Annotated in this window: 19 protein-coding genes and 1 tRNA gene; 10 read left to right on the top strand and 10 right to left on the bottom strand. The window is 63.3% G+C overall.

Features of this window, described 5'->3' with window-relative positions; translation table 11 throughout:
- Both ACU5AX_RS15265 and ACU5AX_RS15260 read left to right on the top strand, forming a co-directional pair.
- Complete coding sequence (locus tag ACU5AX_RS15265) at window positions 1-504, top strand: DUF2793 domain-containing protein (protein ID WP_446691670.1); 504 nt, start codon at window positions 1-3, stop codon at window positions 502-504.
- Between the two features lie 109 nt (window positions 505-613).
- Entirely contained in the window at window positions 614-1,735 is a 1,122-nt protein-coding gene (locus ACU5AX_RS15260; protein ID WP_446691669.1) for an OmpA family protein, read from the top strand.
- A 336-nt stretch (window positions 1,736-2,071) separates the two neighbouring features.
- Here ACU5AX_RS15260 and ygfZ read toward each other — a convergent pair whose 3' ends face one another.
- Window positions 2,072-2,806: a CAF17-like 4Fe-4S cluster assembly/insertion protein YgfZ gene (ygfZ, locus tag ACU5AX_RS15255; RefSeq protein ID WP_446691668.1), complete on the bottom strand. Its 735-nt coding sequence runs from the start codon at window positions 2,804-2,806 to the stop codon at window positions 2,072-2,074.
- Window positions 2,807-2,889: 83 nt separating this feature from the next.
- Between ygfZ and pyrC the strand changes: the two genes are divergently transcribed.
- The gene (gene pyrC, locus ACU5AX_RS15250; RefSeq protein WP_446691667.1) at window positions 2,890-3,936 is read left to right on the top strand and encodes a dihydroorotase; all 1,047 of its coding nucleotides are present in this window, start codon (window positions 2,890-2,892) and stop codon (window positions 3,934-3,936) included.
- Here the strand turns inward: pyrC and ACU5AX_RS15245 are convergent, their stop codons facing one another.
- The gene (locus ACU5AX_RS15245) at window positions 3,937-4,704 is read right to left on the bottom strand and encodes a DUF1134 domain-containing protein (protein WP_446691666.1); all 768 of its coding nucleotides are present in this window, start codon (window positions 4,702-4,704) and stop codon (window positions 3,937-3,939) included. It lies immediately after the preceding gene.
- 165 nt (window positions 4,705-4,869) lie between these two features.
- Between ACU5AX_RS15245 and ACU5AX_RS15240 the strand changes: the two genes are divergently transcribed.
- Window positions 4,870-4,959: transfer RNA gene (locus ACU5AX_RS15240), tRNA-Ser, on the top strand.
- 157 nt (window positions 4,960-5,116) lie between these two features.
- Here ACU5AX_RS15240 and ACU5AX_RS15235 read toward each other — a convergent pair.
- From ACU5AX_RS15235 to ACU5AX_RS15215, 5 genes are all read right to left on the bottom strand, one after another.
- On the bottom strand, window positions 5,117-5,491 hold the full coding sequence (locus tag ACU5AX_RS15235; RefSeq protein WP_446691665.1) for a DUF3768 domain-containing protein: 375 nt from the start codon (window positions 5,489-5,491) through the stop codon (window positions 5,117-5,119).
- Between the two features lie 47 nt (window positions 5,492-5,538).
- Window positions 5,539-6,117 (bottom strand): tyrosine-type recombinase/integrase, encoded by a 579-nt coding sequence (locus ACU5AX_RS15230; protein ID WP_446691664.1) that lies wholly within the window; start codon window positions 6,115-6,117, stop codon window positions 5,539-5,541.
- 249 nt (window positions 6,118-6,366) lie between these two features.
- Window positions 6,367-7,041: a hypothetical protein gene (locus ACU5AX_RS15225; protein WP_446691663.1), complete on the bottom strand. Its 675-nt coding sequence runs from the start codon at window positions 7,039-7,041 to the stop codon at window positions 6,367-6,369.
- Window positions 7,041-7,301, bottom strand: a complete 261-nt coding sequence (locus ACU5AX_RS15220) for a hypothetical protein (RefSeq protein ID WP_446691662.1) — start codon at window positions 7,299-7,301, stop codon at window positions 7,041-7,043. The genes ACU5AX_RS15225 and ACU5AX_RS15220 overlap by 1 nt, the downstream gene beginning before the upstream one ends.
- Before the next feature lie 490 nt (window positions 7,302-7,791).
- Window positions 7,792-8,544 carry an SDR family NAD(P)-dependent oxidoreductase gene (locus ACU5AX_RS15215; RefSeq protein WP_446691661.1) on the bottom strand — a complete coding sequence of 251 codons (753 nt, stop codon included), beginning with the start codon at window positions 8,542-8,544 and terminating at the stop codon, window positions 7,792-7,794.
- Between ACU5AX_RS15215 and ACU5AX_RS15210 the strand changes: the two genes are divergently transcribed.
- Window positions 8,498-9,580, top strand: a complete 1,083-nt coding sequence (locus ACU5AX_RS15210) for a LysR substrate-binding domain-containing protein (RefSeq protein ID WP_446691660.1) — start codon at window positions 8,498-8,500, stop codon at window positions 9,578-9,580. The genes ACU5AX_RS15215 and ACU5AX_RS15210 overlap by 47 nt on opposite strands.
- 123 nt (window positions 9,581-9,703) lie before the next feature.
- Here the strand turns inward: ACU5AX_RS15210 and ACU5AX_RS15205 are convergent, their stop codons facing one another.
- On the bottom strand, window positions 9,704-9,904 hold the full coding sequence (locus ACU5AX_RS15205) for a hypothetical protein (RefSeq protein ID WP_446691659.1): 201 nt from the start codon (window positions 9,902-9,904) through the stop codon (window positions 9,704-9,706).
- Window positions 9,870-11,333 (bottom strand): DUF8370 family protein, encoded by a 1,464-nt coding sequence (locus ACU5AX_RS15200; protein ID WP_512701450.1) that lies wholly within the window; start codon window positions 11,331-11,333, stop codon window positions 9,870-9,872. Before ACU5AX_RS15200 ends, ACU5AX_RS15205 begins: the two co-directional genes overlap by 35 nt.
- A 115-nt stretch (window positions 11,334-11,448) precedes the next feature.
- On the opposite strand from ACU5AX_RS15200, the gene ACU5AX_RS15195 reads away from it, so the two are divergent.
- The 5 genes from ACU5AX_RS15195 to ACU5AX_RS15175 all read left to right on the top strand — a co-directional run bounded on the left by ACU5AX_RS15195 (window position 11,449) and on the right by ACU5AX_RS15175 (window position 18,275).
- Complete coding sequence (locus tag ACU5AX_RS15195) at window positions 11,449-12,903, top strand: RES family NAD+ phosphorylase (protein WP_446691657.1); 1,455 nt, start codon at window positions 11,449-11,451, stop codon at window positions 12,901-12,903.
- A 415-nt stretch (window positions 12,904-13,318) separates the two neighbouring features.
- On the top strand, window positions 13,319-14,710 hold the full coding sequence (locus ACU5AX_RS15190) for a hypothetical protein (protein ID WP_446691656.1): 1,392 nt from the start codon (window positions 13,319-13,321) through the stop codon (window positions 14,708-14,710).
- Window positions 14,711-14,776: 66 nt separating this feature from the next.
- Window positions 14,777-15,724, top strand: coding sequence for a hypothetical protein (locus ACU5AX_RS15185; protein ID WP_446691655.1), 948 nt, complete (start codon window positions 14,777-14,779; stop codon window positions 15,722-15,724).
- Entirely contained in the window at window positions 15,721-16,200 is a 480-nt protein-coding gene (locus tag ACU5AX_RS15180) for a hypothetical protein (protein WP_446691654.1), read from the top strand. The genes ACU5AX_RS15185 and ACU5AX_RS15180 overlap by 4 nt, the downstream gene beginning before the upstream one ends.
- Window positions 16,197-18,275 carry an AAA family ATPase gene (locus ACU5AX_RS15175; protein WP_446691653.1) on the top strand — a complete coding sequence of 693 codons (2,079 nt, stop codon included), beginning with the start codon at window positions 16,197-16,199 and terminating at the stop codon, window positions 18,273-18,275. Before ACU5AX_RS15180 ends, ACU5AX_RS15175 begins: the two co-directional genes overlap by 4 nt.
- 641 nt (window positions 18,276-18,916) lie before the next feature.
- Here ACU5AX_RS15175 and ACU5AX_RS15170 read toward each other — a convergent pair.
- Window positions 18,917-19,645, bottom strand: a complete 729-nt coding sequence (locus ACU5AX_RS15170; protein ID WP_446691652.1) for an ImmA/IrrE family metallo-endopeptidase — start codon at window positions 19,643-19,645, stop codon at window positions 18,917-18,919.
- Window positions 19,646-19,647: the final 2 nt, after the last annotated feature.

Genomic DNA, 19,647 nt, shown 5'->3' with positions numbered 1-19,647 from the left:
ATGGCCGATCCGGTAACCGCGCGACTCGCGTTGCCGCTGCTCGCGACGGGGCAGGCAGGAAAAGAATGGACGCATAACGAAGCGCTGGCGCTGGTCGATCTGGCGCTGCAGCCGGCGGTGCAGGCGATCGGTCTGAACGCACCGCCGGCGGCACCGGCGCCAGGCCAGAGCTGGATCGTCGGTCCCGCGCCGAGCGGCGATTGGCAGGGGCGTGCGGCGGCGCTGGCTGGCTGGACGGCATCCGGCTGGCGCTTCGTGACGCCGGGGGACGGTTTCGCGGTTTGGTGCCTTTCTTCAAAAAGAACAGCGGTTTACCGTGAGGGACTGTGGCTGGAAGGTGACGTTGCGGCCAGTCGGCTGGTCGTCGATGGGCTGCCCGTGGTGCAGGCGCGGGGCGCGGCGATCGCCGAACCGGCCGGCGGCACCGGCGTCGACCCCGAGGCGCGGCGGGCGATCGGCGACATATTGGCCGCGTTGCGCCGGCACGGATTGATCGCCGGCTAACATGTGGCAATCGCGCAACACCCCCGTTCTTTTGTGCGCTTGCGTGGAAACCAAGCTGCCGATAGTGAGTTTGCGCTGTCCGTAGTGACACTCAAGAAAGGGGATTTCTATGCGGAAGCTTGCTGCCGTTCTGGCATTGGCGTCGACCGCACTGGCCACTCCTGCCCTCGCCCGCGACAAGTCGTGGTACGTCGGCATCGAAGGCGGTGCGATGATCGTTGAAGACATCGACTATGACATCGGCGCGACGGCGAAGGCCGGTACCGTCAATCACGACTACGGTTATGACGTCGATGGCGTCGTCGGCTACGACTTCGGTGGGTTCCGGGTCGAGACCGAGGTCGGCTATCGTCGCGCGACGGTCGACAGCTATCGTTCGATCACCACCACCCCGGCTTATGGCCCGACTGGCCTGGGTTCGGCGGCTGCTGGCACCTACGACTATGCCGGCGGCTCCAGCTCGGCGCTCAGCTTCATGCTGAACGGCCTGCTCGACTTCGGTGAAGACGACGGCATCCAGGGCTTTATCGGCGGCGGTGTCGGTGTTGCGCGCGTCAAGGCGAAGTATGGCCTGAACACCCGCGGCAACTTCCTCGACGACTCGGACACCGTGTTCGCGTGGCAGGGCCTCGCCGGCGTGCGCGCTCCGCTGACCGACCATATCGACGCGACGCTGAAGTATCGCTTCTTCAACGCCGACAACGTCAAGCTGGTCGACGTCACCAACCGCACGTTCGACGGTCGCTATCGTTCTCACAGCATCCTGGGCGGCGTGACCTATAACTTCGGTTCGCCGACCCCGCCGCCGCCGCCGCCCGAGCCGGTCGCTCCGCCGCCGCCGCCGGTGACCGCACCGCCGCCGCAGCCGGAGCCGGTCGTCTGCTCGCCTGGTCCGTTCATCGTGTTCTTCGAATGGGACAAGTCGGACATCACGCCGGAAGCCGGTTCGATCCTCGACAACGCCGTGACGCAGTACCAGAGCTGCGGCAATGCGCAGGTCATGGTTGCGGGCTTCACCGACACCTCGGGCTCGGCCCAGTACAACGTCGGCCTGTCGCAGCGCCGTGCGGACGCGGTCAAGGCGTACCTCACCTCGCACGCCATCCCCGATGGCGTCGTCTCGACCCAGGCGTTCGGCGAAACCCGCCTGCGCGTTCAGACCGCGGACGGCGTCCGCGAGGTCCAGAACCGTCGCGTCGAGATCACCTACGGTCCGGGCGCGGGGCAATAAGCCTCACGTACCTGCCAAAGGTATCGGAAAATGGGGAGGTCGGCTTTGCCGGCCTCCCTTTTTCTTGTCCGGCGCCGGGCGGAGGGCGGGGCGCCTGTGCAGTTCCGTCGCAGGGATGCGCCGCCATTGCCCCTGCGTGGGGGCGACGTGAGCGAGGCGCGGTCCTCACAGCCCCACACGGCCCGCGACAGCGACGGATGAGCCATGCGTCTGGCGATAATCGGTTCGGGCGATCTCGATTATGCCTATGAGGCGGCGGCAGGCGATGGCCGCGCCGATGCTCGTCGACATGCGCGACATCTACCGCCGCGAGGAGGTCGAGACGCTGGGCTTCAGCTATACCGCGGTCGGGCGCTGATCCTCGGCCAGCGCCGCGGCGAGCCACGGCGGGACGATAACCGCGCCCAAGGATTCGACGCGGCGGTGCTCGACCATCAGGCCGAGCTCCGGATAGGTCGCGCGGGTGCGATCGCCCGGCTCGGCCAAGGGCGCGACGACGAGGCGGCGATTGACCTTGCTCCGGTGGTGCATCCGCGCAGTATTCTCCTGACCGATATAGCAGCCCTTGGAGAAACTGACGCCGTTCAGCTCGCGCGCATTGCATTCGAGCCAGAGCGTTTCGCCATTGCCCAGCTCCGCGACGCCCTCGGTGACGCCGAGGCGGAGGCGATGATCGAGCCAGCCCGTCGCCGGTTCGGCGGGAGTGCCGAGCCAGCGACGGCCGAGCGCGGGGAGGCGGGGATCGGGCGACCCGCTATCGCCATCGGGGGACCAGTGGACGGCAAGGTCGACGGGCTCGATCGTGATCGCCCGGCGCAACCGGTAGAGCGACAGGCGCCGGGCGAGGGCGTCGCGCTGCGCCGCCTCGCCGTCGATCAGCACCGCATCGCCATCCGCCCACAGGATGAAGTCAAACAGTGCCTTGCCTTGCGGAGTCAGTAGCCCGCCCCACACCGGCATGCCCTCGGCCAGCCGACTGGTGTCGCAGGTGACCAGTCCCTGCAGGAAGCCACGCACGTCCTCCCCGGACAGGCGCAGCAGGGAACGGTCGGCGAGCATCGTGGCGTCCATGCGTGACAATTAGGATGCCGCCACGGCTTTCCAAGCGGCGGAGCGACTGGCGGGCGGCGGCGGCGGCGGATAAAGGGACGGCGATGACCGATCGCCTGACCATCCGCCGCCCCGACGACTGGCACGTCCACCTGCGCGACGGCGCGATGCTGCAGGCGGTGGCGGGCGCGACGGCGCGCCAGTTCGCGCGTGCGATCATCATGCCGAACCTCACCCCACCGGTGACCGACGTCGCCATGGCAGAGGCCTATCGTGCGCGGATCCTGGCGGCGGTGGGCGGGGAGGCGGGCTTCACGCCGCTGATGACCTGCTATCTCACCGACCACAGCGATCCGGCGGAGGTCGCGCGCGGCCATGGCGCGGGCGTGTTCACCGCGTGCAAGCTCTATCCGGCGCATGCGACGACCAATTCCGCACATGGCGTCACCGACATCCTGGCTTTGGGCCCGGTGCTCGAGACGATGCAGCGAATCGGCATGCCGCTGCTCATCCATGGCGAGGTGACCGATCCGACGATCGACATCTTCGACCGCGAGCCCGTGTTCCTCGACCGCGTGCTGACGCCGCTGATCCGCGCCTATCCGGCGTTGAAGATCGTGTTGGAGCATATCACCACCGCCGAGGCGGCGGCCTTCGTCGCCGAGGCGGATCATCCGATCGCCGCGACGATCACGCCGCAGCATCTGATCATCAACCGCAACGCGATCTTCGACGGCGGCCTGCGCCCGCACGCCTACTGCCTGCCGGTCGCCAAGCGCGAGGCGCATCGGCTGGCGGTGCGGCGGGCGGCGGTGTCGGGCAGCCCGCGCTTCTTCCTCGGCACCGACAGCGCGCCACATGGCGTCGGCGCCAAGGAATCGGGCTGCGGCTGCGCCGGCATCTTCAACGCGCCCTTCGCGCTCGAGGCCTATCTGCAGGTGTTCGACGAGGAAGGGGCGATCGATCGGTTCGAGGGCTTCGCCGCCGAACATGGCGCGCGATTCTATGGCCTGCCGCTCAACGACGGACAGGTCACGCTCGTGCGCGAACCGGTGGAAGTGCCGGCGATGACCGGCACGGGCGAGACCGCGGTGGTGCCGTTCCTCGCCGGCAAGACCCTCGCCTGGCGGCTCGCCGACGCCGCGGCGTGATCAGAAGGGCAGCCACTTCGCCTTGTGGGTGATCTTCATATAGCCGACGTTGACGCCGGCGCGGTAGCCGACGCCGAGCCGGATCGGGATCAGCACGATGTTGCCGCGGCGCAGATAGGTCGCGGCGAACCCGCCGACCAGATACAGCCGCCCCTCGGCCGCCGGGAAGCGCTTGAACAGATCTTCGGTGTCGTAGAGGTTGTAGACCAGCACGAACACCTTGTTGGCGTCGCCGCCGACGTCGAAGCCGACCGACGGGCCGGTCCAATAGACCGGCATCTGGCCCTCGACCTTGTGCGTCATGATGCCGGAGCCGTAGCGCAGGCCGACGACGAACGCGCCCGCGGCCTCGCGCCCGGCGATATAGGCGTTGGGGCGGCCCTGGTCCTTGAGCACCCGCTCCAGGATGCCGGCGAGGCCGGCGGCGCCCTTGCCGAACACCCCCTCGCCCGCGGCGAGTAGGTCCTCGCGCGCATAGGTGGTGTCGGCCTGCTGCGCCGCCTCGGCGCGCGCTTGTTGCTGCGCATTGGCCGATTCGCCGGCATAGGCGGGCGGCGGCGTCGATTGCGCCTGGTCGAAGCCCGGCGCGGGCTGGGCCGGACTCGGCGCCGGCGTCGTCCGCTGCACCGTGCGCGGCTGGGCCGTGGCACGCGGCGCGGGGGTGGCAAGATCGCCGTCGATCGCCCGATTGGGATCGATCGTCGCGACCTGCGCGCTCGCCCCGGTGGTCAGCACCGCCGCCAGCGCCATGATTCCGATCGCCCGCATAACCCAACCCCCTCGCAACGCATTTACGCGCCCGGTTAACCACTCCTGCGCTTGCGCGGCAATGAACGATCGCGCGATGCGCCGCGATTTGCGGGCAGCGGGGCGCAACGGGGCCATTGATCCCCCCTCGCACCCTCGTTATAGCGCCACTCCTGCCGCCGGTCCGGAGACGTGGGTGAGTGGCTGAAACCAACGCTTTGCTAAAGCGTCATACGGGAAACCGTATCGAGGGTTCGAATCCCTCCGTCTCCGCCAAGATCCATTGTTTTCGCTTGGAAAAATCGAAAACGGGAGGGTTTTGCCCACTGCCTTGCCCACTTTCGGTTTGGCTTTCGACGCACGCCTGCGGATGTCGACGACCAATCTGATGCCGCGATCCGAGCGCTCATGATGGTTGGCGGGTATTTCATCGTCAGTATTCCGATGCCAGCATGATCGTGAGCACCCGGATGGTGACGCGGGGATCCGCTGGGTCAGGTGAGCCATAGCGTCGATTTCGGTCGTAGTAATCGATCTTCCAAAATATGCGCTCGCCCGCAGCCCGGAAGGCCCCGAAGTCATGTTCATCATACGGGTCGTTGTCGGGCGTGAATGCATCGAAGTCTCTCGTCGCGATGAGCGCTTCCGCGACGCCGCTTTCGCCCAGTGCCTGCACGCCTGCTGTGAGGCAGATGACACCGGAACGCGCGAAGCGCCGCAGACCGTCGTTAAGCTCCCTGATGCGCGTGCGCCTTTCCGCCTGATCGAATGTTTCACGGGCGCACGTCTTCCGTTCGCGTGCCGTCATGGTCGCGTCTCCTGTTTGGTGGTGATGAAAGGGTGGCGGGTCGCCGCTCAGACGAGGCGGATCAGCCGTCGCTGGGAATCGCGGTCGCCTTCGATGTACCGCTGCGTGGTGCTAAGATCGCGGTGTCCGGCGAGCTCCTGGATGTCCCGAAGCGAGCCACCGCTACGCGCGAGAAGGCGCGCCGAGCGGGTGATGAATGTACGTCGGCCGGAATGCGAAGAGCATCCGTCATAGCCGAGTTCGGCATAGGTACTGGCAAACCAATTGACGATGCTGCCTGCCGTCATGTGTGCGCCGCGCTCTGAGCGTATCACTGGGCCATCTCGTGGTCGGCCGTCGCGGGCGTGAAGCTGGCGCAGCGCGGCAGTGAGGTCGGGGTGAAGCGGGATGCGCCGCGCGGCTCCGTTTTTCGCGATCGTTCCGGCAACGTGGATGTGGTCGCCGAGCCGCCCGGTCGCCGTCAGCAGCATGGGCCATGCGAGGCCGGCAATTTCGCACGCTCGAAGCCCGGCCTTGAAGCTGAGAAGGATTATAGTCTGATTACGATGTCGATGCCGTTGGCCAGCGACATGGCGCAGCAATTGGCGCACGTCGGCAGCCCCCAACACCTTTGCAGGCTGAGGCATGGGACACTCCCAAGGTTTGAAAATTTTGGATCAGCCAGTCCGTGAGGCGGCCTGCACGGGCTAGCTGGGGGTTGGCGCCGCGGCTGAACGCTGGATCGTCTCAGCGCTTGCCTCTAAACGATCGGTGACTGCCGGCTCGGCTGTGATGCTGCCTTGAGTTCTTCGAGCTCGACAGCCGGACGCGGCAATGTTTGGCCGATCGAATGCCATAGCGCCCGGCCATGGCACCCAATCAGGTCAGTCAGCGGATTACATGCCGCTGAGCGCAGGCTTCATCGAAGCGCGGTCGAAGATGTCCGTCGGCTGATCGACCTGGACGTCCTCGCGGTCATCATCGATGTGAGAATAGCCCAGTGCTTCGGCATCGCTTGGGAAGCGACGATCGTCGGCATGGCAGGCGTTGGCGTAGATCGAGGCCGAACTTTCCAACACGCCAGGCACACCGTCGATGAAATCGAGCACATCGACTTGCCAACCGTCATCCACCTTCATCATCACAGCAGGAAGCGCGGTTGAGCAAAAGACATACACGGTGTGAGGACGATCATTCCAGGTGATACGCGATGCCTCATTGCGCGAGGAGCCGCCAAGCAGCGAAAGGGCAACGAGGCGGCCGCGCTGATCCTCTTGGGTCACGGTACTCGACAGCGTTTTCGACCAGCTGCAGGCTTCCATCCCGCAGCGCGCCGGTTGAGCGCCATCCGCGGAATTGGAGGGTGAAGCGCTTGCGCTTTGCGCGGGAGTGGCCGCTGCCAGCGCTGGCGAGGGTTCGGGCGCGTCGATGTGCATGTCAGCCACGCTGGTGTTCTCGATGGCTGGCTCAGGGGCGGGCGATCGAATGACGGCGTAGACGATCCCAGCTAGGAGTACGCAGGCCGCGATGAAGACTACACCGTAGAGGGTGTGCTTGGACGAGCCGTTCATCACCGCGCCTCCTGTGCCAAGGCGCCGTTCGCAAGCGCCGCCAGAGAAGAAGCCATCGAACCGGCATTGTCTGCGATCTCGACATGCCGGTCGTGGATCGAGATGAGGATCGCGACGCCGCCGATGTTGAGCACCAGCAGCCCAAGCGCAGCGACGGCGAACAGAACGATAGTCGTGGTCAGGCCAGTGCCAAGCGGGCCGGAATGGTCGATAGCCGCAAAGACGAGCAAGGCTACCGCAACAAGGACGATGGCGCACATCGCCAAGATGACGAAGCGGAATAGGTCTACAACGAAGCGCATGGATGTGTCCCCCGGTTGGGGCAGCGCTCGCCGTGGCGTGTTGCGCCGCCCGTATGTCCACTCGGGGCGACGGCCGAAGCCGGATGTTGGAAACCTGACCGTATGAGCAGGCGCATGCGCCTTTACCGGCGAGCCGGCTGGACATGCGCGCATGCCACCCGGCCCCGATTAAATCGCGACCGAGTTCATACGGAAGAGGTTTCCACGCCCCGCGCTGCGGCTTTCACGCAGCGCCCTTAAAGTGTACGGGCAATGGCCGCGGGGAGCAAGGACCGGGCCTGACGGGGCTGAAAAGCACCGTTTTTAGGTATTTTGTCCCCCCCCCAAGTCAGGCGGGACTGACCCACTTTCGGTCATAAAGCGGTGTGTTGACGCTTCCCGAAACCTGCCTTCCGTTCACCTACAGCGGTTGCCGGCCGCCCGTATCTCGGGCGGTCGGCTGACCAATTCAGATCTGGGTAATGCCGCCGTCGACAAACAGCTCAGCGCCGTTGACGAAGCTCGCATCGTCCGAAGCCAGGAAGAGCGCCGCCTTGGCGATCTCGTCGGGGCGGCCGACGCGGCCGACCGGGATCTGCGTGGCAAGATAATCCTTGATGCCCTGTGCCTGCTCGCCGCCGCCGAACACGTCGTTCAGCCCGTTCGTCTCGACCGGCCCGGGGCTGACCACGTTCACGCGGATGTGGCGATCCTTGAGGTCGAGGATCCAGGTGCGCGCCAAGTTGCGCACCGCCGCCTTGCTCGCACCGTAGACGCTGAACGCGGGCGTGCCCGACGAGCCGGCATTGGAGCTCAACAGGACGATCGACGCTCCATCCTTGAGGAGCGGTAGCGCCTTCTGCACGGTGAAGATCGTGCCCTTCACGTTCGTATCAAAAGTCTGCCGGTACTGCTCCTCGGTGATTGCGCCCAGCGGCAGCATCGTGCCGCCGCCCGCGTTCGCGACGATGACGTCGATTTGCGGATGGCGCTGCTGAACGGCGTCGTAGAGGCGATCGATGTCGCGGAGGTTCGACATGTCCGCGCGCACGCCGGTCACCTGGCCGCCGATCTCCTTCACCGCGGCGTCTAGTACGTCCCGACGCCGCCCGGTGATGAACACCGCCGCACCTTCCGCGACAAAAGCTTTTGCCGTCGCGAAACCGATACCGCTGGTGCCGCCGGTCACCACCACCACCTTGTTGTTGAACCGATCCGTCATTGCCTGTCTCCTGCTTGTCGGCGGCGGAGCGCCGCTGTGGATTCCAGATCCGCGTGATACGCTGTTGCGTGTAGTTCGTATTTTTGGCACCCAGCGTTCTACAACGGGAACGATGATGCGAACGGATCTGAACGATCTTGCCTACTTCGCGGAGGTGGTGAGCCATGGTGGCTTCGCTGCTGCGGGGCGAGCGCTGCGAGAACCCAAGTCGAAGCTCAGTCGGCGCGTTGCCGCGCTCGAGGAGCGACTGGGGCTGCGCTTGATCGAGCGATCGAGCCGCCGCTTCCGCGTGACAGAGACAGGCGAGGCTTTCTATGCCCGGTGCCGCGCCATGCTCGCCGAGGCGGAACAGGCCGAGGCGTTGGTGATGGCGGCGCAGGCCGAGCCGCACGGGCGCATCCGCTTCAGCTGTCCAAGCGGCATGATCGCGCCGATGGCGGAGCTCATCACGTCGTTCAGTGCGCGCTACCCCAAGGTCCGGCTTCAACTCATTGCGACCGACCGCCCAGTTGACCTTATCGCGGAGCGGGTCGACCTCGCGCTCCGCGTGCGAGCCGAACTCAGCAGCGATGCCGAATTGACGATCCGCTCGCTCGGCAGATCCGTCCGGATTCTGGTCGCCAGCCCGCAAGTCGCGAGTGGCATCGCCGGAGTGGAGCAGCTGGCGACCCTTCCAACCTTGTCGACGAACGACGAAGACGATGTCGTGGACTGGAACCTGGAGGCGGACGACGGTCGCAGGCAGACGATCCGGGTGCAGCCGCGCCTCGGCTGCACGCAGATGGATCAGCTGCTCGACGCCGCTGTGGCGGGATTGGGCGTAGCGCTGCTTCCCGATCGTGTCTGCCGCTCCGCGCTCGCTTCGGGGAAGCTGGTGCGCGTGCTGCCAGCCTGGCATGCGCAGGTCGGCATCGTCCACCTGGCGTTCACGACGCGGCGCGGCCTGCCACCCGCCGTCCGCGCCCTGATCGACCACCTTGCGCAAGGCTTCGCGCCAGCAGTCGCCGCCAAGCAGCTGCTGCACGATAGCCCTTGAACTGCGCCGCCCGAGCTGGCTTCCATGACCCAGGATCGGACGTTGAGGCGGGCCTGCAGCCTCTTCGAAACCGGACATCCATTCATCGCGGTCGACGACGGCAGCTAGGCGCCCTAATCCCAGTCATTCCGAATCCGCCAGATCGATCCTGAAAGCCGCCGTTCGATCATGCAGCAAACGAACGGCTTGGTTTGCGACATTGCGGTCGTTCTGGACATTCCCGTTAAAAGATCTTTGTGAAATGCTCACGCCCGACTGCGCCACTGCATCAACAACGATGCTGCGCAGGTCAGAGCTTGCTCGCCGACTGCCGACGCGATCCATCGATCACCTCGATCGGCGACACTTTCTGTCCAGCCAACAAGGCATCGTTGCGCGCCGCCATCAGCCGATCTTGCTTCTGGCCCATCTGACCGACGTCGAGCACGACATAATAACCGGCGGCAGTTTCCTCAGCGTCCAAGTATCGTTCGAGCTGCTTGGTGTAGCCCGCGACCAGCTTGGTGTTGGTCGAGAGTTTGATCTCGACGAGCACGCGTGAGGTAAAACCGGTCGAGAGTTTGAAATCAACCGGCCCATTGCCGGTATCGGCCTCGGGCGTGAGATCGATATTGTTCGCTTTGCAATAAGCGTAGGCGATCGCGAAGAAGAGGCGCTGGGCCGACTTCTCGGGGCGCGGCTTGCCCTGATAATAGAGTTCTTCCGACAAGCGGCGGTCCTCGATCAGGAAGCGAAATTGGGCGATGATGTCCTCTACGACCGCGCAGACGCCGGCGGCGTCCGGCGACCGCAGCGGGGTGATCGACCGCGGTTCGCTGGCGGCGATCTCCTCGGCGATCCTGCGCCAGACGAGCTCGCCGAACGGATCGCCCGCCATGTCATAGGGCTTCGGGTTTGCCCCGCGCAGCATCTCAAGAACGGTCTCGAATGCGCTGGTTCCCGACATCGCCCAGCGCTTGAGCTCCTCCTTGTCCTTGAGCGTCTTGGCCTGCCAAAGCGCGGCGACGTGATCGTTCACCCGTGAGCGCAGCTCGGCATTGTGCGAGGCGGCGGTGCTGATGTCGGCCCAGTCCTTGGCGATCGGCAGCGCACGTAGGACGTCCGCCGGCACCAAGATGACGGGGCCATTGCCGCGGATGAACGGGTTGGCGGGTAGCTTCGCGGAATAGCTTTTGCCATTCTTCAAACGTATCATGTGGACTTGGAGTGGCACGTCGAGCGTCGCAAGCACTCGCGCGTTGAACGCCAACAGATCCTCGAAGATGACATTGGTGGTCATGTCGCTGATGCGGTCGGGTCCGAAGCCTTCCTCGAACAGCGCCATGGCGGCGAAAAGGTCGGGATCGGTGATGCCGAGCGCGACGATGTCGCGGGCGGTTCCTATCAGGCTTGCGGTCGCCTGCGGACCCGATCCGCTCCCGGCGACCGAGGTGGTGCCATAGCCGAGGCAAGTACCGTTGATCTCGGGGAAGGACAGGAGGCGCTCGGCATTACGCCAGGCCACGTCGCCCTTCGCCTTGGCCGCGGTGAGCAATTTGATCGCCATGGAGAAATGCTTCTCATACGAGGCGCGGGCACCCTCGCGGATTTCGGCATGGCTGCTGTGCTCGAGCAGCATCGGGTCGATGAACAAGGCGGTGTCGACGTTAAGCGTCGGATCGAGCACGCAGGCCGCAGCAAGCCGCGCCCGATCGATACCGAAATGCCGGGAGAACCGGACTGCCGATGTAATCTTGCTCAGACCCGCCCCCATTGGCGTCGCTTCCCGCCGCGATGCCACAAATAGGAGATTGGTTTATCTTGCCCGATGACAAGTAGCGCTCGTGAATTGTCTTGCGATCGCCCCACCGCGATGATGAAACAACACCATGCGCCTACCGATCCGCCGTAACCGCGAAGCACCGCTGAACGTCTGTTGGCAATGTATCGACGAGAATATCGTCAGCGCCGAGATTCGGGCCGAGCAACCGCGCCGCACCTGCAGCTATTGCCGGACGCGCAGAGCGGCGATCCGAATCACCGATCTCGCCCGTAGGGTCGATCCGGTTTTCCAGAATATCGTTGGCGAAGCCGAGGCCGGGTTCGTGGTGCGCGACGGCAATCCCGACTGGGCGCCAAATGGCGAATACCCCAGCCAAATCATGACCGAGATCCTCGAGGCCGACACAGACGAGATCGGCCGCGACCTCGTCTCTGCCCTCGCCGAACGCCACCGCTTCAACGTCAACGATGGCGGGTTCGACTATTATGATGATACCTCGGACATCTACACGATCCTCGATGCAGAGGATGACTGGTTCGGACGCGGCTGGGAGAGCTTCTGCGACGAGCTGAAGCATCAGAGACGCTTCTTCCTCGACCAGAGCGCGCATGTGCTCGACGAAATCTTCGGGCCGATCCTGCGAGAAGAATGGCCGCCGGGCAGCGCGATCCGGACCATCGGCCCCGGCACCGACCACACGCACATCTTCCGGGCCCGCGACGCCAATGAGCGCGGCGAGCAGGAGAAGATCTACCGCCAGCGCCGCCGGCAGCTCGGCGCCCCACCACCCGGCGTTGCCGGGTCGGGGCGGATGAATGCTGCGGGGATCAGCGTATTCTACGGCTCATTTGACCGGGACACCTGCGTCGCCGAACTGCGCACCCCGGTCGGGGGGTTCGCGATCGTCGGCCGGTTCGAGATTTTGAGACCGTTGCGTGTGCTCGATCTGACCCGACTCGAAGCCGATCCCGAGCGGATGAGCTATTTCGACGAGCATTATGCCCAACGCATGGCCTATTCGGCATTCATGCGCGGCTTCCATGCCGAGATCAGGCGCGCCGTCATTCCCGGGCGTGAGACGCTCGACTATCTGCCGACCCAGGTTATCGCCGAATATCTTTGGTCGCGCGCCGAGCCGAGGATCGACGGCATCGTGTTCGGCTCTGCACAGATCACCGATTCCGCCAACAATGTCGTGCTGTTCCCGAACGCGGCTTCGGTCGAAGGCGCAGACGAGGAGACCGAGCGGAAGATCCGCTACTTCCATCATCGCCCAGCGCGTAATGATGAGGATGTCGACGAGGACGAGCAGCGCGACCGCGACGTGGTCACCTTCGAGGCTCCGGGCGCCGATGATGCGAACGCCCCAGCCCATGATCCGAATGATGAGGATAATTGGCTGGCCGGCCTATGGGAGCCAGTAAACGCCGTTCCCGATCCTGGCCCTGCCTTGCGCCTTGACGACAATGATGTGTGGCGAATGCGGGTCGATGGTATTCGCTACGTCACTCACCCAATCGAGGTCGAGTTCGACGAATGGGAAGATCACGGGATGTTTTGATCGATAGGCGTCTCTTGTGGCATTTTCGCGAGGATCTTCGGGTGTGACGTAATTGTCCACGAAGCTGAAGCACCCGCGGTACCGTTCGTCAAAGGGATGTCGGCATCCTCATCTGTTCGCCTAAAACCGGCTAGGCAGGAAGCGGCCCAGTAGCTGCCCTTGTAGCGTGGGGCACCGCGAACGGCTGAAGGTGGGCCGCAGCGGACAGGCGTCTGTCGGCAGCTGTATAGGCCAGAGCGGACGTTTTTTCGCAGTAATCGCGCGGCCGGATGGGCACTTTTCCGCCTGTCAGAGTTGCCGCTGGATGCCGCTATCGCCCTTGGTGCCGTTCGGGTGCCCGATAGGAATTGCTGCTTCTTCTTTGTCTAAGCCTCTCTCGTGCAATATACCGACGTCATAGAAGCGGGATCGCGGATTGTTCGAAAGACTCAGAAACTGGATCGCCGATAAGTTGCGCGTCGAGATACCGGCAACCGCGGCGCATGACGATGAAAGCCACCGCGAGCTGCACACGCTCGATCACTGGCGCGGCAAGCTGTCTGGACTGCCTCGCACGATTGAGTGCAGCGTGATCGAGCTTTTGAGCAGCGACAGCCACGAGCCCTATTTTACCGGCCCTGGGCGGATCGAGATCCGGTCCGAGACCGAGATTCGCTTCTTCATTTACGGGACGGCCGAGAATGGTCCGGCGGCGTTCCGCAAGCTAATCAAGGCCCGCGAGCATCCCTATGACCCGCTCGAGCAGTTTCAGGTTCACGCGACCGACTATCAAGGCGTCGAATGGGCCGGGGGTTGGAGCGCCGTCGACTATTTCGATGACGCCAAGGAGGGATGGCCGCTGACGGGCGAATTACAGGGGCTGACGACCCTTGCGACCGGACCGTGGGTGTCGAAGCGGAGCAGCGTCGAGCTGCTGCTGATTCCTTCGATCGACCTGCCGACGACCAAGACTCTGGTCACCATCTCGCGCATTGGCGACCGAAACGTCCGCTCAATCCGGGAAGCAGGTGAGCACAGCGTCTCGCTGCTGGGCACGACGATCCACTTCACCTATGAGCAGGGCGGCAAGGCGCTTTGGATCACGGCGGAGACGAGCCCGCAGCTGAAGCATCCTTTTGCCGAGAACTGGCTAACCGAGCCGCTGCGCATATTGCTCGGCGTCACGGTCTACCCGCGCATGGTAGCGCGGAACCTGGGTGACGGAACCGCGCATGTCTGGCTGAGGCCGGCACCGGCAATGCGGGAGCCGTCCGCGATCGGGCTGTTGCAGCCGTTTGCACTCGAGCGCGGCCGCCGCGAAGCCTTCTGGAAGCTTTACGCCGACATCCTGACTATGATCGCGAGGGCGGGTAGCTTCGAGGCCCATCCGCTTACGCATTCCTATGTCGAGCTGGCGCATGCGCAGCACGGCTCTCGCTGGGTGATCACCTTGACGCTGGCCAGCACGGTGGAGGCCTTGGCCGGGACGTTAATGACCGCCGAGGACCGCAAGTCGGAATTCTCCGATGCGTTGCTCCAATCGATGAAGACGCATTTGCGGGCGTGGAAGGACGACATCGGCCTGCGGGATCGCTTGCTCAACAATCTCGGCCTGGTCAGCAAGCGCAGCATCCTGGCCTTTATGCGCGGACTGGCGGCGCGGGGCGTCGTCAATCCGGACCATGTCCAAACCTGGTCGAAGATCCGAAACTCGGTCATGCATGGCGAGATGGTCGAGCCGTGGTCGAGCGAGGAAGGCGACGCCAAGATGAAGGAATTGCTACAGCTGGTGCATGCCCTGAGCCGCGCTCGCATCGCTAAGGGTTGAGCGGTTACCCTGCCGGCCAGGGCCCAACACGTAATCCCCCCGTTTCCAGTTGCACCAAGACGTGTGTTGCGTAATTCTCTCTTCCTGGGGGAAGGCATGGCAACTCGGCGAGAATGGAAGGGCAAGGAGTGGCAGGAATTTGCCCTACAGCTCGTTCAGCGCCGTCATGGTGCTGAGAATGTCCAGGTCGTCCCAGACAAGGTAAAGGGCGACGCCGGACTCGAGTTCTTCACGACCTGCGGTTGCCTTTATCAATGCTACGCGCCCGAAGAGGCGTCGAACGTCGCCAAGGCTGCCAGCGCCATGAAGGCCAAAGCCGGTCGCGACTTGCCGAAGCTTGAAAAAAATAAGGAAACGATCAAGAAACTGCTCGCGGGAACGATGGCCCGCCGATGGATCCTCCTCTGTCCTTTCCTGGACAATAAGGATGTGGTTGCATCCATCCGTGCGCGCGGCCTCGCGATTAAGGCAGCCGGCCTATCCTTTCTGACCACGGACTTTGAGGCCCTCTGCCACTCGCAAGAGGATTTTCAGGCTGAGCTAGAGCAGCTGAGGGCTATGTCGTTGGGCCCGCCGCTGAGTATCGAATCGCCGACCGACCAGCAGGTGAAAGATGCCGGCGATACTGAAATTGGCGCACGCATTGATGACAAGCTCGGGCGAGCATTTGGCTCGACAGCGTCTGCCCAGCAGGTTGCAATCCAGCGCGACCAATTTGTGAAGGCGCACCTCCATCGTGAGAATGCGCTTGAGCAGTTGCGTGAGAATCACGCTCTCCTCTGGGAACGCGCGTTCGAAACGATTGAGGCAGAAGAGGCTCGGCTTATAGCCTTCGGCGCGACCTCCACCCTGCCTGGCCGGCAACTTCAAGAGAGCATGAGCAGAATGGAAACCTCCCTTGCGGAGGCGCTGCCGACGCTCAATCCAGGGCTTCGCACTCGCATCGCGCATGGGACGATCAGCGACTGGCTGATTCGTTGTCCGCTGGATTTTCCGGAAGAGGGTGCGTCTTGAGCAGCTCCGAATTCTCGCACACCCGCTTTTCCTTCAAGCGGCGGCCGACGCCTGTGCCCGGAGACATGCGCATCACTTGGCGCGTATCGCTTATCCTATTGATGCTAGCGGGCTCGCGATCGGCTCGCGCCTCGGTGGCGAAACTTCACATCTTAAACGATGCGATCCGGTCAAATCAGATCAGCAAACTGCGAGATGCGATTGATGCCGATACCAAGATCCTGCCCTGGAACTTGCGGGTCGAACCCGCCTTCGCGCGCGCGATCGACTTCGTTGTCGGTGAGCGGCTTGCAGAATGGACCAAGGCTGGTGGGCGAGCCTCATTGCAGCTGACCCAGGCGGGACTGACCGCGGTCGGAGAGATCGAGAAAGTTGAGGACGCTCTGGAGCAGGAACGGGCGATCATCTCCGAGCATGCCAAAAAGCTGACAGAGTTTCGCGTTTCTGCACTCCTCGGGGAAAGGACCGCAGCGTGATCCGACTCCGCCACCTGCGCCTGCGCTCCTTCACTGCGGACCAGTCGTTCCAGGCAGACATTCCTTTTGATGCCGGCCTCAACATCATCCAGGCGCCAAATACCTCGGGCAAATCGACGTGCTTGCAGGCGGTGATCTACGTGCTGGGCCTTGAGCGGTCGCTAGGTCCTCAACTGGCTATTCCGCTGCCATATGCGATGCGCGAGCGCATTCATGCGGCTGAGAACACGCCATATAAAATGGTCCTGCAATCGTTTGTCGAACTGGAGTTAGAGAACGATCGCGGCGAAATCATTGTCCTCCATCGTGATGTCGTCGGCGGAAAGGACACGAAGCTAATCCAAGCCACATTCGGACCGTCATTGACTGAAGGCGCAGCGCGCACGCGGCAGCGCGATTTCTACGTGCTCGATGGCGGATCGGCGGTTCAGGAGGATGGGTTCCACTTCTTCCTCGCGTCGTTTCTGGGTTGGAACCTGCCAATCGTGGCGCGCTTCGACGGTGCTGAATGTCCACTATATCTCGAAGCCATCTTCCCGATGCTATTCGTCGAGCAGAAGCGAGGTTGGTCCACAATCCAAGGACCATTCCCGACCTTCTTCCGTATTCAGGATGTCGCGCGCAGAGTGATGGAGTTCCTCCTCAATCTGGACGTCGCGCAATTTCGGCGCCAGCGGTCCGAATTGAGGAACGCCATCGCGGAGCTCAACAATCGATGGACCCAAGAGCGTAGCAAGCTCGCTGAGGCTGCAGCTAGGATCGGCCGAATTAGAGGTCTGCCGCAGCAACCAAACGCGGAGTTCGCGCTCCAGCCGGAAATAGACCTGCAGATCTTCCATGAGGGGGAATGGGTCCGGCTTTCAACGCTTGTCGCCGAAATCGACGCGCGCATCGCAGAGCTGGAAGCGGCGCAGCTGGAAACGGTCGACAATGTCGCACCGCAGACAGAGGCCCGAATCGTGCTCCTGCGTGAGCAGATAGATACCGAGACAGCAGTTCTCGAAACCGTTCGCAGCGAACATGCATCCGAGGTTCAGGAGAGCCAAGCTCTCACCGCAAGAGTTCGAGGGCTTGAAGTTGACCTTCGCCGGAACCAGGACGCTCAAAAGCTACAGAGGCTCGGGTCGGAACTAGGCAAGGCGTCGTCCGAGCACATCTGCCCGACCTGTCATCAAGACGTCAGCAACGAGCTGCTTCCCACGGTCGATGCGGTGGGCATGGCGCTCGACGAGAATATCGCGTTCGTTAAGTCTCAGCTTGAGTTATACCGGTCCGGCCTTGGCGCCTCGTCCGAGCGGTTGCAGGAGATTGCTGGCCGATATCGCGGGGTCGAGCGGAATCTCAACGACAAGCAGCAGGAGCTACGGACTCTTCGTCAGGAACTGCTCCGTCCCGGGTCCTCACCGTCGCGCGCGGTCATCGAGGATCTCGTTCGGCAGCAGAATTTCCTGAGCCAGTTGCGCAGTATAGACGACGTTGCCATCTCACTGCTCGACGATCTTCAAGCGATTGCCGAGCGATGGGCAAAAGCCACCGACGCCTTGCGCAAGCTGCCCGACGACAATCTCACCGCGACTGATTTGAAGAAGGTCGATCTTCTCACAGCCAAGATTATCGAGCAGCTGACAGCCTACGGGTTTCGGTCCTTCCAGCCCGCGGAGATTGCGCTTTCGACAGATAATTTCCGCCCTTTGGTCCGGGAACGCGAAGGCACTGAGATCGTCGAAAAAGAGATCAATTTCGAGGTCTCGGCAAGCGACGCGATCCGCCTGAAATGGGCTTACCTGGTTGCCACGTTCGAGCTCCAGCGGACTCATCCGACAAATCATCCGGGGCTGCTGATATTTGACGAACCTGGGCAGCAAGAGATTGATTCAGGCAGTCTGTTTGCCTTCCTGAAGCGAGCTGCGGCCGCTGCGCAGGCCGGAGGCCAAGTCATCGTTTCAACTTCCGAGCCATTGCCGCTGGTGCAGCTGGAGATGACTCAGCGCGCCCACATCATCGATTTCCCGGGCTTCATTCTGCAGCCAGTGCCAAACGGACCCGGCGACGAATTTGAAGAGATATTGGGGTAGCATCGTCTCCATCAGTATCTGCGCCGGCCCACAGCAGAGACGATGCCGCGCCCGCGCAGTTCCGCCGATCGACCAAAACTGAAAGGCCGCTTTCGGGATCAAGCTTAAGGCCATTCGATGGCTGAGACGAGGGCGCAAAGCGGCCGATCTGCGACGTCTGAATGAACGGCTGCTTACGTCGCCCTGGTGCTTGAAAACGGTCAGGCTGCTTTCCACCATCCGAGGACAATTAGTGCCGCTACCCCGCTGAACGAACGAATGTCTGCTTTTTGCGACCGGCACCCGGAAGCGGACGAGCCGCTTCCGATCACGAGCGGTCATCGCCACTCATGTCATTATGCGGCAAATGTCATGAGTGGTGGGAGGCTGCTTTTGGTGGTAAGCGGCCTGTCCGCTTTCGGGCGAGCGCCGCGAGAAAGCGGACGTTCGTTCAGGCGATAGCGGAGGGGGCGTGACCGGGACGACCAGCGAACCGTGAGCGGACTTATGACGCGCCCTTTTGCCACTTCGAAACCAGCACTAACCTGTGCGTCAACGGCAGAATCACAACACTCCGGTTGCGACACCGTAGCCTTATCACGGGTGGAAAGTTGTCTGCCCTCCAACCGCGAGGCTCTGCGCCACCGCCGTTTCTGCAAAGCTCAGCTGCTCAAGAGCGACTTGATTTCCCCACGTCCAAGAAGGCGCGAGAAGCGCTTGTAATCGCCGTGCTCCCAGCGCCAGCGGCCCGCAATGATGGCGGGATGGACGCCCGCCTCGGTGGCGGCGGTAAAGAGCGCCTCCGTGGTTGGCTTGGGGCTATTGAAGTTCGCCCAGACGTTCGGAGGCACGAGCGCGTCGCGGGCGAAAGCGTCGGCCTCCGCCTCTATCCCGCCAGAGCTGTTTACGTCGAGATCGTCAAGGATCATCGAGGTGCCAGGCCCTAGGTGTAGGATGGCGTGCGCGAGTTCATGTAGAAGCGTGAACCAGAAGTTGTCGATGCGGTCGTGGCGTAGCGTGAGCGCGATCACGGGTGCGCCATCGCCGCGACAAATCGCGGCGCCGTCAAGGAAGGTGCCCGGCAGGTGCTCGAGGATGACGAGGACTATTCCGGCTTTAGCGAGCTCGGCGGCGACGCGCTTAGGTCCATCTGTGGCGGAACTGAGCATGGCGATCTCGCGACCGAAGGTGGCGTCCGCCTGACGCCTGCGCCTCGGTGGAAGCCGAACAGCTTCGGCTCGGACGAGCACGGCCGCGCACCAGGCCTCGAGCGCCGCAAGATCGGTCTTTGCGTTCGTCCGGTCGGTCCTGCTCTTGCGCAGCATGGCCAAGGCGGGCGCGCTCCGCAGCGCGCGTGCGAGAAACGCGTCTATATGCTCGCGCGCCTTCATCA

Source organism: Sphingomonas benefaciens (assembly GCF_052907485.1).
The sequence above is the reverse complement of the archived record's forward strand: the minus strand, read 5'-3'. Positions and strand labels throughout refer to the sequence as shown.